Here is a 15,222-nt window from a genome sequence, read left to right as displayed (position 1 = left end):
AGCTTCACATGACTAAACGCGCACTTCGTAACATCGCCATCATCGCCCACGTTGACCACGGAAAAACTACCTTGGTTGACCAACTCTTGCGCCAGTCTGGCACATTCCGTTCAAATGAAAAAATGACCGAACGCGTCATGGACTCAAACGACTTGGAAAAAGAGCGTGGCATTACTATTTTGTCCAAGAACTGTGCAGTGGAATATGACGGTACACATATTAATATCGTTGATACTCCAGGACACGCGGACTTCGGTGGTGAAGTAGAGCGCGTTCTCTCGATGGTTGACGGTGTATTGCTCTTGGTTGATGCGGTTGAAGGTCCAATGCCGCAGACCCGCTTCGTTACCAAGAAAGCCTTGGCATTAGGTTTGAAGCCAATCGTTGTGATTAATAAGGTTGACCGTCCAGGCGCACGTTGCGACTACGTGATCAACGCAACTTTTGAATTGTTTGACAAACTAGGTGCTACAGAAGAGCAGTTAGATTTCCCGGTGATCTATGCATCCGGCTTGAATGGTTATGCAGGAGAGTCAGAAGATGTGCGTGAAGGTACTATGCGCCCCTTGTTTGATGCTGTTCTGAAGCACGTTCCTGTGCGTGATGACGATGCAGAAGGCCCATTGCAATTCCAGATTTCTTCAATTGACTACAACAGCTATGTTGGCAAGATCGGTGTTGGTCGTATTAGCCGGGGCCGCGTGAAGTCAGGCATGGAAGTGGTCTGTATGAATGGTCCCGATGGCACGCCATTCAAAGGCCGTATTAACCAAGTATTGAAATTTAAAGGTCTCGAGCGAGAAATCGTTGACGAGGCAGTTGCTGGCGATATCGCCCTAATCAATGGTATTGAAGATTTGGCCATCGGCACAACAGTATGTGCGGTTGATAAGCCAGATCCATTACCAATGCTCAAGATTGATGAGCCGACCTTGACCATGAACTTTATGGTGAACACTAGTCCATTAGCTGGTCGTGAAGGTAAGTTTGTAACTAGCCGTCAAATTCGTGAGCGTTTAGACCGCGAATTAAAGGCCAATATGGCTCTGCGCGTAAAAGAAACTGATGATGACACCGTATTTGAAGTATCAGGTCGTGGCGAGTTGCATCTCACCATCTTGGTGGAGACTATGCGTCGTGAAGGTTATGAGATGGCAGTTTCCCGTCCACGCGTTGTCTTTCATGAAGAGAATGGCGTCAAAATGGAGCCGTATGAGAATTTAACGGTGGACGTTGAAGATGCCACTCAAGGTTCTGTGATGGAAGACTTGGGTAAGCGTAAGGGTGAGTTGCAAGATATGGTGAGTGATGGCAAAGGCCGCACCCGTCTTGAGTACCGCATTCCTGCACGTGGTCTGATTGGCTTCCAAGGTGACTTCATGACCATGACTCGCGGCAATGGTTTGATGAGTCACACATTTGATTCTTATGCTCCAGCGAAAGATGGCATCTTGGGTGAACGTCATAATGGCGTATTGATTAGTCAAGATGATGGCGAAGCAGTTGCCTACGCTATTTGGAAGTTACAAGATCGTGGTCGTATGTTTGTTAGCCATGGTGATCCTGTATACGAGGGAATGGTTATTGGTATCCATAGTCGTGACAATGACTTGGTTGTTAACCCAATTAAGGGTAAGCAATTAACCAACGTTCGCTCTTCAGGTACTGACGAAGCAGTTCGCTTGGTAACACCAATTGATTTGACCTTGGAGTATGCGGTTGAATTCATTAGTGATGATGAGTTGGTTGAAGTAACGCCGAAAAGCGTACGTATCCGTAAGCGTCACCTGAAAGAGCATGATCGTAAGAAAGCATCTCGCGAGTAAGCTCTTTCCAGCTACACAACAAAAGTCACCTCCGGGTGGCTTTTGTTCTTCATTGAAATCAAAACTATAAATTAACCATTTGTAAGTTAAATAAATAAAACTAGATATACATGCTGCCATCGATTGAACAACGCCTTGCCCAAGAACTTGCTGCTAAACCTGCTCAAGTAGCTGCTGCTATAGCCCTGATGGATGAGGGCGCTACAGTGCCATTTATCGCTCGTTATCGTAAAGAAGCTACCGGTGGCTTGGATGATACGCAGTTACGTTTATTAGAGGAACGTCTTAGCTATCTTCGTGAGCTAGAGGATCGCCGCAAGACAATCGTTGCCTCCATTGAGGAGCAGGGCAAGATGACGCCAGAGTTGCTGAAGGCCATCATGTTGGCAGAGGATAAGACTCGCTTGGAGGATCTCTACCTGCCATATAAACCTAAGAGAAGGACTAAGGCGCAAATTGCCTTAGAGGCCGGCTTAGAGCCATTGGCAAATGATCTGCTCAATAACCCCAAGCTTGATCCTGAAACAGAGGCTGCAAGGTATCTGAAGGATGCGTTTCAGGTCGACGGGACAGATAATCCTGGTGTTGCAGATACCAAGGCTGCGCTTGAAGGTGCGCGTCAAATTTTGATGGAGCGCTTTGCAGAAGATGCATCATTAGTGCAATCTCTTAGAGAGTACTTACAAGATCACGGTGTAGTCGAATCCAAAGTGATTGCTGGTAAAGAGCAAGAGGGAGAGAAGTTCGCTGATTACTTTGATTACTCTGAGCCGATTAAAGCCATTCCATCTCATCGTGCCTTAGCTTTATTCAGGGGTCGTCGGGAACAGATGTTAATGGTCAACCTGCGCCTAGATACTGAAGAAGAAAAGCCCAAATGGGATTCTCCCCACAATCCTTGTGAAAACCGGATCGCCAATCACTTCAAGATCAAAAACGAGGGGCGACCTGCCGATGCTTGGTTAGCCGATACTGTTCGCTGGACTTGGCGCATTAAGTGTTCACTCCATTTGGAGTCTGAGCTGATGACAGCGTTACGTGAGCGCTCAGAAACTGAAGCAATTAATATATTTGCTCGCAACCTTAAAGCCCTCTTGCTGGCAGCGCCTGCTGGCCCAAGGGTAACTATCGGTCTCGACCCCGGCATGCGCACTGGTGTGAAAGTGGCCGTAGTGGATGCCACTGGAAAAGTAGTGGACACCGAAGTAATTTACCCGCATCAACCAAAAAATGATTGGGCTGGTTCATTGTATGCCTTGGCTAAATTAGCTGAGAAGCACAATGCCACCTTAATCTCGATTGGTAACGGTACTGCATCTCGCGAGACTGATAAATTAGCCCAAGAACTGATTAAGGCTAAGCCAGAACTCAAACTCACCAAGATTGTTGTTTCTGAAGCGGGTGCCTCTGTTTACTCTGCATCTGAATATGCCTCAAAAGAATTACCAGGGATGGATGTATCGCTTCGCGGCGCAGTATCGATTGCACGTCGCCTGCAAGATCCCTTGGCTGAGTTAGTGAAGATTGATCCTAAATCGATTGGTGTGGGTCAGTACCAGCATGATGTGATGCAAACCCAGTTGGCTAAATCATTAGTCGCAGTAGTTGAGGATTGCGTGAATGCCGTCGGTGTCGATGTGAATACCGCCTCGGCCCCATTGCTAGCAAGGGTTTCCGGTTTAAGCTCAACAGTCGCTGAGGGAATAGTGGCCTATCGCGATAGCAAGGGTGCATTTAAATCGAGAGCCGATCTCAAGAGCGTTCCGCGACTTGGCGATAAAACGTACGAGCAAGCGGCTGGATTCTTGCGCATCATGAATGGCGATGATCCATTAGATGCTTCTGCAGTGCATCCCGAATCTTACCCTTTGGTAGAAAAGATTCTGAAGGATATCAAGAAAGGCGTGAAAGAAGTGATTGGTGATGCCAGCTTGCTGAAGTCGCTTTCACCAGAAAAGTATGCTGATGGTCAATTTGGCTTGCCTACTGTTACTGACATCATTAAAGAATTAGAAAAGCCAGGTCGCGATCCGCGTCCAGAATTTACTACCGCCACCTTTAAAGATGGTGTCGAGAAAATTAGCGATCTTAAGGCGGATATGATTTTAGAAGGTGTAGTGACTAACGTTGCCGCCTTTGGTGCCTTTGTGGATATTGGTGTACATCAAGATGGCTTGGTGCATATCTCCGCTTTATCCAATACCTTCGTAAAAGATCCTCATAGCGTTGTTAAAGCAGGGCAGGTTGTGAAAGTCAAAGTGCTAGAGGTGGACGAAAAGCGTAAGCGTATTGCATTAACGATGCGCTTAAGTGATGAAGCCCCAAAGGAAAGCACTAAGGCGGCAGCCAAAACTGAGCAAAGAGCCCCCAATCGCCCTAGGTCAACAGAAAACAGAAAACCACAGGAAGATAGAAGGTCGGCTGCACCTATTAATAACGCCATGGCTATGGCATTAGCTAAGTTAAAAAAATAGCAGCTTACTTTATGTATGAGTGGAAAATCCTTAAAGTTACATCGATCCTTAGGGATTGATAGGCATTACCGTTACAGCTACATCAAGCGTATGGTCTGCTCCGCCATGAATCACTCCACGGATAGGAGAGACATCGGAGTAATCTCTTCCCTGGGCCAAGTGAACATAATCTTCCCCAGGAGTTCCGTAGCCCCAGCGATTATTAGTTGGGTCTAGATCACACCAAATGCCCTTACCTAAAATACCGTTTTCATCCATGCTGGGAACATAAACTGAGACCCAAGCATGCGAAGCATCGCCGCCAATCAGTCTTGCTTGACCAGGCGCAGGGTTCGTCAGAATATAGCCGCTCATATATTTTGCTGGAATGCCGATACTGCGGAGCGACGCAATCAAAATATGTGCAAAGTCCTGGCAAACACCTTCACGCTTATTTAGCGCCTCTAGTGCAGGGGTGTTGATATCGGTACTTTTACTAACGTAATGAAATTCACTATAGATGCGTTTCATCAAATCAATTGCCGCATCTAATATAGGCCTACCAGCCGTGAAATTAGCCCTCGCAAATTCTGCGAACTCTGGTCTCAAAGTAATGAATGGAGATGTAAATAGAAATTCTGAGGCAGCATCCCATTGAGTATTGGAGTGATAGCGGAAGTATTCACGTACCAGCTCCCAGGGTGCAGTTTCCTGGGGCTTAGGGCCATATTCAGTAGCTGTAGTCTCGATTAGTGACTTGGCTGTGATGAGTAATTCACTGTGCCTATTCTGCAAAGAAAAGAAGGTGCAAACATTTCCATGGCTATCTATGTTCTCTTCGCTCCAAGAGGGCCTTGGGCTCACCTGAACTTCGGACTTTAATACCCGTTGTGTTTCTAGATCTGCCGGCTTGAGGTGGGCAAAATGCTGCGCAATCTCAACATCAGGATCGTAAGCGTAGCGGGTGTCGTGAGTAATTTCTAGCAACATAATTGGCGCATTACATTTGGAAACTGTATTCATTGGAGTGAATCAGATTGAAATAGCGTGCGCTAATTGCATCTGAAACATTCCAAGCGGATTGAGAGCAATTGCTCAAACAATTTCTCAAGTTGGAGAGATTGCCAAACCCATCGGCAGTCGATAAGGTATATTGGTCGTAATCTAGTAGATTAATGACACTACGAGTTAACTCATCCGGGTTATTTCGCTCGGTGCCCGCAAGTTTAGAGAGTCTGGCGCGGAGCGCTTTGCTAACCCAGGCTAGGGAGCGTGGGTTTTCATCATCCATCACTAGTAAGCTAATTAAAGGAGCTATCTCGCGACTTTGTTGATGCTGCGCATGAAAGGTGATCGTGCTATCAAATAAATTGAGTAGAGCGGTATAACCTGAGCTGTCTGCATTTGGATTATTAAGTAAGCCAGAAACAATGGCTGAATCTAATGCGTTTGTTAGAAAGGCAAGTCTCTCGATATGCCTTCCAATGGAAAGTAGTTGCCAACCATCATCACGTGTCATACGGTCAGTTTGAGCGCCAGTGATCGCCGCTAAGCAACTACTCGCACCATTTAAAGCGTCGATAGCGAGCGAGGCAGAAAAATCATTAAAGGTATTAGCTTTATGGCAATCAGATTGAAATTGCTCAATGCAATGATTGATAGTGCTCCATTGCTCCGGGGAGAGTCGTTCTCTCACATTAGAAGCCGTGCGTTTCATGGCGTTCAGGTTGTAGCCCACGCTGGTGACGCTGTCGCTGGCATTGAGAGAGTCAATTAAAGTGCGCTCAAAAATTCGGTGACGCATATCACTCTGATCAAAATTACTTGGTACACCTTCAGGCACAAGCCCGTAGTAGTGGCATAGGTTTTCTAGCCAAGACCACAAAGAACGGGAAGGGGTGTATTCGCTATTAATATTTTCAAGATAAAGCTTGGCCAAACGCAGAATATTTTCACTGCGCTCGGTATAGCGCCCAAACCAATAGAGATTCTCAGCTGCACGGCTGGTAACTAAGCGCTTACGCATCACTTTTTCTGGGATTTGCATTGGATGCTGTGGTTGTTGCCCTTGCTCTTGGGAGGGCTGCGGGCTTTGAACCCAAACATCTGCACTACTACCGCCTCGTTGCATAGAAGCAATGCCTGAATCAGTGCTTGCGATACGGGCAAGTCCACCAGGCAATACTTGCCAGCTATTAGAACCATCACTCAGGGCAAAGACTCGCAACATATATGAGTGGGGCTCAATCAAAGAAGCATCATTGAGGTTGAAGGCATTTAACCAGGTTGGCATTTGTGCCAATGGAATGTAGGTTTGCACAGTGTGCTCATCGGGCTGCCTGGTAATGCGTCCAACCCATTCATCTAGCTGAGCCTGATTTAGATCGCAACCTAAAGTGGATTCATAACTTTGATGACCTGTGCCATTCGGAAAGGTTGGCTTAATGGCGCTATGCCCTAAATTCGGAATGGCAGCCTCTAGTGCAGCGCGTTCACCGCACCACCAAGTATCCATTGCTGGAAGTTGAACTTTTTCATTTAAAAGCCTCTCACTAATCGACGGCAAGAATCCCAATAGTGCAGGTGATTCTAGGAAGGCTGAGCCAGGAGCGTTTGCTAATACAACATTACCGGCACGTATCACTTGTAATAGACCGGGGACGCCTAGGGTGGAATCAGAGCGCAGTTCTAATGGATCTAAAAACTCATCATCCAAACGTTTTAGCAAAATATGTACAGGCTCTAAACCGCGTACTGTTTTCAAAAATAAATGTTGATCGCGTACCGTTAAATCACCACCTTCAACCAGAGTTAGGCCGAGATAACGAGCTAGATAGGCGTGCTCAAAGTAGGTCTCGTTATAAGGTCCCGGGGTAAGAAGTGCAATATGGGCATTAGCACCAGCCGGACTTTCAAGCTTCAATGCATCGATTAAGTCTCTATAGGCATTGGCTAGTGGAGCAATCTGCATGAGCTCATATGCTTTGGGAAATTGTCTTGCAATCAGATTGCGATTTTCCAAAAGATACCCAAGACCAGAAGGTGCTTGGGTGCGTTGCGACAGAACTGACCATGATCCATCAGGCGCTCTGGCTAAATCAAAAGCCATGATGTGAAGATATTTTCTATCCTTAAGATCGACACCATGCATTGAGCGCAAGTAACCAGGATGCCCATGAATTAATGCTGGTGGAATCCATCCTTCCTTCAACAAATTTTGCGGCCCATACACATCCGCCATAATGGCTTCGAGTAAACGCGCTCGCTGCAAAACTCCAGACTGAATTTTTTGCCAAGAATCAGGGCTAATGAGGAGCGGGAATAAATCTACTGACCAAGGGCGCTGCGGACCAAACTCGTCGGCATAGACGTTATACGTAATGCCGTTATCCCGAATCTGCCTGTTGAGTTCTTGGGTGCGTTGATCAAGATCGCTTAACCCAGAGGGGCCAAGAGATTCAAAAAAAGTTTGCCATTCGGGCAGTAGCGCCGCCGATTTCCCTCGTAACTCATCAAAGTGTCCCTCTTTGGGTGTGGGTGATAGGCGGTTGATATCCTCCAACAGCGAAGGGTTGCTGGCGTCTTTCAAAGAATGGGTCTGAGCGTTATCCACAAACTATTGTCTCACCGCCGCATATCCAGCGTAAATGGAAATTCCTTACTAGCCGGGAGGTCAATATTCGCCAGAGCCCCTTCAATAGTTCCTGGGGTATGACCCATCCTAAAGAAGCGGGAAAGACGGCGACTCTCTGCCTCATAGGCATTGATAGGGAAGTTGTCGTAGTTTCGGCCCCCAGGGTGGGCAACGTGATATTGGCAACCTCCCACGGAGCGTTTATTCCAGGTATCGATCACATCAAAAATCAATGGAACATGGATACCAATACTCGGATGCAGACTAGATGGAGGATTCCAGGCCTTATAACGAACGCCTGCTACATACTCTCCCGCAACACCTGTTGGCTGGAGTGGCAAAGGCTCGCCATTGCAGGTGATGGTGTAGCGGCTTTGATTTAAGCCAGTAACACGTAATTCAATTCTCTCTAATGAGGAGTCAACATAGCGTGCAGTTCCGCCTGCTGCATTTTCTTCACCCATAACATGCCATGGTTCAAGCGCATTGCGTAAGGTAATTTCTGTGCCCATTGTTTGTACTTGTCCAATGAGTGGGAAGCGGAACTCGAGGTGAGGCGCAAACCACTCCGGCTTAAAGTCATAACCATGCTTTTGCATCTCTTGAATGACATCATCAAAGTCCATTTTGATAAATGTTGGTAAGAGACAGCGGTCATGGAGTTCAGTTCCCCAGCGCGTCATTGGTGCTTCATAAGGCTTATCCCAAAAACGAGCTATCAAAGCACGAATGAGTAATTGCTGAACAATGCTCATATGCGCATGTGGAGGCATCTCAAAAGCACGTAATTCTAGTAGGCCTAAGCGACCCGTTTGACTATCTGGTGAATACATCTTATCAATACAGAACTCGCTGCGATGCGTATTGCCGGTGACGTCAATCAGGATATTGCGTAGAGTTCTATCGACCAGCCACGGCGGCATGCTTTGGCCAAACTTCTTGCGATTCTCACGAATTTCTTTCAGTGCGATTTCTAATTCGTAGATTTGGTCATTGCGTGCTTCATCCACGCGAGGTGCTTGACTGGTTGGTCCAATAAACATGCCACTAAAGAGATAGCTCAAGCTCGGGTGGTTGTGCCAATATAAAATCAGGCTGGCCAAGAGCTCAGGTTTGCGTAAGAACGGACTATCAATCGGTGTTGCACCACCCATCACAAAATGATTGCCACCACCTGTGCCGGTATGACGGCCATCTGCCATAAATTTCTCAGCAGAAAGGCGAGATTCAAAAGCGGCTTGATATAAGAATTCCGTATGCTCAACTAGCTCCCCCCAGTTATGGGCTGGATGAATATTGACTTCAATAACGCCTGGATCTGGTGTCACCTGTAATAACTTCAAGCGTGGGTCGCGTGGTGGGGTGTATCCCTCCAGCACAATTTGAAACTGAAGTTCTTCAGCAGTTGCTTCTACCGCCTCCAGTAAATTGAGATAGTCTTCAAGACGAGCAAGTGGGGGCATAAAGACATACAGCACGCCTGACTTACCGCCATGCTCATTCTCAGCCTTAGGTCCATTGGAGCGCATTGGGTCACGCGCTTCTACGCACATCGCTGTTCTAGTAACCCATGCAGCTGATTCTTGACGTTTAGGATGCCTTACTTCTTGCGACTGACTCCAAATCGTTTTGCCAGACGCTGGAAATTCTTTACGAGCGGGTTGTTGTTGGTGAACAATTGACGCTTGACTATTTAATGGCGGTCTAGGAGCAAATGGATCTTGCTCAATGAGATAAGGGTAGTCGGCTTTACTAACCCAGGGTAGGGACTCCAGGGGGAGTCGATAGCCCATGGGGGAGTCACCTGGTAGCAGATAGAGACGATCATCACGATATTCCCAGGGACCCGTTTTCCAAGCGGTGTCTAGATAGTTCTTTCCTTCATTCGCTTCGATAGGGAGGACGTAGCCCACCACGGAATCTAATTTCTGCGTGAAGACCCGCTTTAAGCGAGTGCGCTCCATCTCATCGTCTAGGTTTGATTTGAAGGGGTCAACGTTGACAGGTAACTTGGATTCCCGCCAGAGGTAATAGAAAACATCCTCATAAGCGGGTTCGATAAATTTATCCGCTAAACCTAATTTTTTGGAAAGTGTGTAGACAAATTTCTCAGCATCTTTGCTGGTGTAGTTCGTAGGGTGGCGTTCATCGGCAAATAGTTTTGGGTTTTTCCAGATAGGCTGTCCATCAGCCCTCCAGTAGATTGACAAAGCCCAACGAGGGAGTTGCTCTCCTGGATACCATTTGCCTTGACCAAAATGAAGGAAGCCACCATCGCCATATTCTTTGCGCAGTTTTTCTACTAAATCGGTTGCGTAACCCCGCTTTGTTGGTCCTAATGCATCTACATTCCATTCACGTTCATCGCGCCCATTAACGGATACAAAAGTAGGCTCACCACCCATGGTCAAGCGAACGTCGCCCGCAACCAATTGCTTATCAACTTGATGACCCAGATCGACAATCGCTTGCCACTGTTCTTCGGTGTACGGTTTGGTTACTCGGGGTGCTTCATAAATGCGAGTGACTTCCATGGAGTGAGCAAATTGCACTTCACATTCGTCAACACCACCTTCAATCGGGGCTGCACCTGAAGGTTCAGGTGTGCAGGCAACAGGAATATGGCCTTCGCCAGCAAATAGGCCCGAAGTCGGGTCTAAACCAATCCATCCTGCACCTGGCAAATACACCTCACACCAGGCGTGCAAGTCGGTGAAATCTACCTCTGTTCCACTCGGCCCATCCAGCGCTTTCACATCTGGCTTGAGCTGAATGAGATAGCCTGAAACAAAGCGCGACGCGAGTCCGCAAAGACGCAAGAGATTCACCATTAACCAAGCAGAATCACGACAAGAACCACTGCGAAGTTTTAAAGTCTCATCTGGGGTCTGTACTCCAGGCTCCATTCGAATGGTGTAGCTAATATCCTTATGAACTTTTTGATTGAGCGCAACCAAAAAATCGATAGTGCGCATCTTGCTGCGATCAACCGTTTTAAAGTATTTGTTGATGCCGTCATTTCGCTTTTTACCTAGGTAAGGGCGCAACTCTTTCTTCAGATCTTGGCCGTAGGTAAAGGGGTAGTCTTCAGCATCTGGCTCTAAAAAGAAATCAAATGGGTTGTATACGGCCATCTCCGTAACAAGATCGACCGTTACTTTAAAGCGTGTCGTTGGTTCAGGAAAAACCAAACGCGCTTGATAGTTTGAAAATGGATCCTGTTGCCAGTTAATGAAATGACCTTCAGGCTCAATCTTGAGAGAGTAAGAAAGAATATGGCTACGGCAATGAGGTGCCGGTCGCAGACGTATTACCTGCGGTCCCAGTTTTACTGGGCGGTCATATATGTATTCGGTGACGTGGTGTAGGGCGGCGTGTATAGACATGACTCAAAGTCTATAAGTTCACCACAAGGGTGCATTATTACGACGCACAAGATGGGTGCGTAAAGGTGAGGTATGCCCAGATTTGGGCAGAACACGTCAAAAACAGGGCATTTAGCTAACTATCGCTGTTTGAGGAGGAATAAGTTGTAGTTGTACCTCATTTGAAAGCTCTTATGCCTAAGCAGACTACCTTGACGATTAGTAGCAAAAATTACTCTTCATGGTCATTACGCGGTTGGTTGATGCTCAAGCTTTCTGGCCTCCCTTTCCAGGAAGTGCAGGTGCATCCGGATGATGTGGATAACCGGGCTGAACTCTTACTCTTGTCACCATCCATTCTTGTTCCTCGTTTAGATCATGACGGCTGCAAAGTATGGGACACCATGGCCATTGGCGAGTATCTTAATGAATTAAACCCTAAAGCCCATTTGCTACCCAAGGATCCGGTAGCAAGAGCGCATTGTCGGTCTATCTGTGGCGAGATGCATTCCGGCTTCTCTGCCTTGCGCGCTTCTTTGCCTATGAATGTCAAAGCAAAGTTTGAGTCATTCAAGGTTTGGTCAAAAGCGCAAATTGATATTAATCGCGTTCTAGTCATCTGGCAGGACTGCTTAACAACATACGGTGGACCTTTCTTATTTGGCAAGGAGCCCACATTAGCTGACGCCATGTTTGCGCCAGTGGTCACAAGATTCTTGACGTATCACGTAGAGCTGGACAAGGCGAGCAGGGATTACTGCACGCACATCATGGCGATGCCTGAGATGAAGGAATGGGTGATGGGCGCCCTCGAAGAACCCGATGACATTGAAGAACTTGAAGTGGAGTTTTAAAAATGAACGCACCCGTAAAATTTAAAAGTGATACCGAGTTTTCTCATGTAAAACCTGCCGATACTCAGTTTTTACCAGGCGGTCTGAGAGATTTTTTTCTCTACAAAGACTTGGGTGTAGCGAAGGCCACCAAGGGTAAGGTCATCGCTCATCTCGTGAAGGCCAATAAGCCACCAGAGAATGGTACTGGTTGGCACTATCACGTAGCAGAGTTCCAGATTGTCATTATGACTAAAGGCTGGGCCAAGTTTATGTATGAAGATAAGGTCACCTTAGTTGAGGCGGGCGATGTTGTTCATCAAATGCCGGGCATCACCCATTTCCTTTTTGACTATTCACCCGACATGGAATATCTCGAGATAGTGGGCCCTGCGGACTTTGGAACCATCCCAGTTTCTGTTGCTCCAGCCGAGGTCCCAGGAGTAACTCCATGGAAGTAGTCAAAAACAATGCGCTGGCATCAGACTTTGCGGTCTTGTTTCAGCGGATTATGACGATTGCTGAGGAGCTCGATGGTATGAAGAGTTACTACCGCGAGCTTTATCAAAAGATAGAGGCTGGCGAAGTTGCTTCAGACGACGAAGAGTTACCCGACCTTCTCAAAACTTTTAATGTTGCTGGTTTCGTGAATTTATCCATCGTTGCAGCACGTGCAGCACAAACCGCAGCCATTATTGCCAATGATGTGTCTTTGAGTAGGGTATTTGACCCAGCACTCAAAACTACAGAACGAGCATTGCGTCATATAGAAAGCGGTGCCCATAGATGATGTACAAAGCTTATCAAACCTTTGCTAATTTGCATAATCCGGTTCGGATGTTTGCAAAAGCGTCAGAGCGCGTCTCTACTAATTGGTTTGGAAACTTTTCTCTTAACCCTATGCAGCGATTGGCTGCGCACTATGAGCAAATTTCTTTGCTTGGGTTTACGCATACAAGACCTGACTTTAAAATTCAATCTGTTATGGATTCATTTGGGGTGGAGCAGCCTGTTACAGAGGAATTAATTTACTCAACGCATTTTTGTAACTTGATTCGATTTTCAAAGCCCAACATTTCTGGTCAACCTAAAATCCTCTTAGTTGCTCCAATGTCAGGACACTTTGCTACTTTGTTGGCTGGAACCATTAAGACACTTTTAACTGATCATGAAGTTTATGTAACTGATTGGTTGAACATTCGTGACATTCCATTGAGTTGTGGCGACTTTGACTTTGATGCTTATGTCGAGCACATCATTAACTTCTTGCAGGTGATCGGACCTCAAACCCACCTGATGGCGGTATGTCAGCCAACAGTAGCCTGCTTAGCAGCCACAGCCATCATGTCTGAAGACAAGAGTCCCTATGTCCCGGCAAGCTTGACCTTGATGGCTGGGCCGATTGATGTCAGTCAAAGCCCAACAAAGGTCAATGAATTAGCTACCAGCAAACCCATGTCTTGGTTTGAAGAAAAGCTCATCGGGGTTATTCCAAATCAATTCAATGGTACTGGGCGCAAAGTCTATCCGGGCTTCTTGCAGCTGATGGCATTTATGAGTATGAATCCCGATCGCCACGCAGAGTCCTTCAGAAAGCTATATGAGTATCGTGTTAATGGTGACGATGAGAAGGCGGATGTGATTCATGATTTTTATGAAGAATATTTTGCAATTATGGATTTGTCAGGGCCTTTCTATTTAGAAACTATTAAGAAAGTATTTATGGATCGCGATCTAGCTAATGGAACTTTGACATACCAAGGTAGGCTAGTGAATCCAAAACTGATTAAGAAAACATTTCTGCTCACCGTTGAAGGTGAGCGAGATGATATCTGTGGTATTGGACAAACTTTAGCAGCGCAAGATCTCTGTTCTGGTCTCCCTGGATACAGGAAGTCACATCACTTACAAGCGGGCGTCGGCCATTACGGGGTATTTAATGGGAAACGCTGGGAAAGCCAGATTTATCCAGTAGTTCGCAACCACATTCAGTCAGCACTTTAATTAGGAGGAAATATGGTCGTCTATATCACTCGAAATATCATTGCCAGAATGCGTCGTAATGATGGTACGGATAATGGCTGCAGACCTCTAAACCCTGGAAAGTATGAGGCCAACAAGACCAATGATGGTGCGCTGGAAATTCTTCAGGATGCTGGTGAGCCAGTCTATCTTTTGCCCTTTATCTGGTGGGAAAAGATGGAGCTGGGTGATATTTTGATTGCAGCCTAACAACGACGTAAATATAAAATTAGAGACAGTATTTTGAACTATCAATATATCAAAACAGAGCAAGCTGATTTAATCGCCACAATTCGGTTTAATCACTACGACAAGCGTAATGCATTAAGTGAGTGCTTAATAGAAGAGATGCACCACGCGCTAGAAGAGTTTGGCAAGCAAGATGTGCGGGTCTTGGTTTTGAGGTCGGATCAAAAGAATAAAGTTTGGTCTGCAGGTCATGATGTGATGGAATTGCCTAGATCAGAGCGGGATCCCTTGCCCGCTGATGACCCTGTCATGGTTTTGCTGCAATCCATCAGAGCCTTTAGAGCGCCGGTGATAGCCATGGTAGATGGTTCGGTATGGGGCGCTTCAACTGATTTGATTATGAGTTGCGATATTGCTATTGGCGATCATGACTCCACCTTTGCGATTACACCAGCCAAGTTGGGCCTACCTTATACCGCGAGCGGCATTTTGCACTTCATGTCCCGCATGCCCTTGAATGTTGTCAAAGAAATGTTTCTGACTGCTGATCCTATTGGCGCGGATCGTGCCTTGCAGATTGGCATTCTCAACCATCTATATGTCTCTGGCGAACTAGAGTCCAAAACCTACCAAATGGCCCGAACCATTGCTTCACGTTCGCCTCAGGCTAACTCAGTACTTAAAGCTCAGGCGCAAATGCTATCAGATGCTGCTGTAATGAATCCCGCCGTATTTGAACACCTACAATCCTTGCGCAAGAATGTGTATATGGGGAGTGACTACCGAGAGGGTATTACTGCTTTCCTGGAAAAACGCGACCCAGTATTTGGTCAGGCCAAATAAAGCAACGCTAATAACGCTCAGGGAAAAGCATAAAATAGGGCCTCTATCTATGGGGCG

11 protein-coding genes are annotated in these 15,222 nt (G+C 46.6%); 8 read left to right on the top strand and 3 right to left on the bottom strand.

Annotated features, from left to right (window positions below; all coding sequences use genetic code 11):
- Nucleotides 1-8: 8 nt before the first annotated feature.
- Together typA and ICV90_RS06215 are read left to right on the top strand one after the other, a co-directional pair.
- The gene (gene typA / locus ICV90_RS06220) at nucleotides 9-1,826 is read left to right on the top strand and encodes a translational GTPase TypA (protein ID WP_072583488.1); all 1,818 of its coding nucleotides are present in this window, start codon (nucleotides 9-11) and stop codon (nucleotides 1,824-1,826) included.
- Between the two features lie 110 nt (nucleotides 1,827-1,936).
- Nucleotides 1,937-4,300 (top strand): Tex family protein, encoded by a 2,364-nt coding sequence (locus ICV90_RS06215; RefSeq protein ID WP_215357126.1) that lies wholly within the window; start codon nucleotides 1,937-1,939, stop codon nucleotides 4,298-4,300.
- Between the two features lie 48 nt (nucleotides 4,301-4,348).
- Here ICV90_RS06215 and ICV90_RS06210 read toward each other — a convergent pair whose 3' ends face one another.
- Genes ICV90_RS06210 through ICV90_RS06200 form a run of 3 tightly spaced genes read right to left on the bottom strand, consistent with a single transcriptional unit; the run spans nucleotide 4,349 to nucleotide 11,299 of the window.
- Nucleotides 4,349-5,302: a transglutaminase family protein gene (locus ICV90_RS06210; protein WP_251367700.1), complete on the bottom strand. Its 954-nt coding sequence runs from the start codon at nucleotides 5,300-5,302 to the stop codon at nucleotides 4,349-4,351.
- Nucleotides 5,280-7,892 (bottom strand): circularly permuted type 2 ATP-grasp protein, encoded by a 2,613-nt coding sequence (locus ICV90_RS06205; protein WP_215357124.1) that lies wholly within the window; start codon nucleotides 7,890-7,892, stop codon nucleotides 5,280-5,282. The genes ICV90_RS06210 and ICV90_RS06205 overlap by 23 nt, the downstream gene beginning before the upstream one ends.
- Before the next feature lie 11 nt (nucleotides 7,893-7,903).
- Nucleotides 7,904-11,299 (bottom strand): DUF2126 domain-containing protein, encoded by a 3,396-nt coding sequence (locus tag ICV90_RS06200; protein WP_215357122.1) that lies wholly within the window; start codon nucleotides 11,297-11,299, stop codon nucleotides 7,904-7,906.
- A 173-nt stretch (nucleotides 11,300-11,472) separates the two neighbouring features.
- On the opposite strand from ICV90_RS06200, the gene ICV90_RS06195 reads away from it, so the two are divergent.
- The 6 genes from ICV90_RS06195 to scpB are packed head-to-tail and all read left to right on the top strand — an operon-like array spanning nucleotide 11,473 to nucleotide 15,165.
- Nucleotides 11,473-12,132, top strand: a complete 660-nt coding sequence (locus tag ICV90_RS06195) for a glutathione S-transferase family protein (protein WP_215357120.1) — start codon at nucleotides 11,473-11,475, stop codon at nucleotides 12,130-12,132.
- 2 nt (nucleotides 12,133-12,134) lie between these two features.
- A complete protein-coding gene (locus ICV90_RS06190) occupies nucleotides 12,135-12,572 on the top strand; it encodes a cupin domain-containing protein (protein ID WP_215357118.1) in 438 nt (145 codons plus the stop codon).
- Nucleotides 12,563-12,901: a hypothetical protein gene (locus ICV90_RS06185; RefSeq protein ID WP_215357116.1), complete on the top strand. Its 339-nt coding sequence runs from the start codon at nucleotides 12,563-12,565 to the stop codon at nucleotides 12,899-12,901. The genes ICV90_RS06190 and ICV90_RS06185 overlap by 10 nt, the downstream gene beginning before the upstream one ends.
- Nucleotides 12,898-14,115: a polyhydroxyalkanoate depolymerase gene (locus ICV90_RS06180; protein ID WP_215357114.1), complete on the top strand. Its 1,218-nt coding sequence runs from the start codon at nucleotides 12,898-12,900 to the stop codon at nucleotides 14,113-14,115. Before ICV90_RS06185 ends, ICV90_RS06180 begins: the two co-directional genes overlap by 4 nt.
- Nucleotides 14,116-14,127: 12 nt before the next feature.
- On the top strand, nucleotides 14,128-14,343 hold the full coding sequence (locus ICV90_RS06175; RefSeq protein WP_215320092.1) for a hypothetical protein: 216 nt from the start codon (nucleotides 14,128-14,130) through the stop codon (nucleotides 14,341-14,343).
- Between the two features lie 33 nt (nucleotides 14,344-14,376).
- Nucleotides 14,377-15,165, top strand: a complete 789-nt coding sequence (gene scpB / locus ICV90_RS06170; protein ID WP_215357112.1) for a methylmalonyl-CoA decarboxylase — start codon at nucleotides 14,377-14,379, stop codon at nucleotides 15,163-15,165.
- Nucleotides 15,166-15,222 lie beyond the last annotated feature (57 nt).

This window comes from Polynucleobacter sp. JS-JIR-II-b4, assembly GCF_018687815.1.
In the GTDB taxonomy this organism is placed as follows: Bacteria; Pseudomonadota; Gammaproteobacteria; order Burkholderiales; family Burkholderiaceae; genus Polynucleobacter.
The sequence above is the reverse complement of the archived record's forward strand: the minus strand, read 5'-3'. Positions and strand labels throughout refer to the sequence as shown.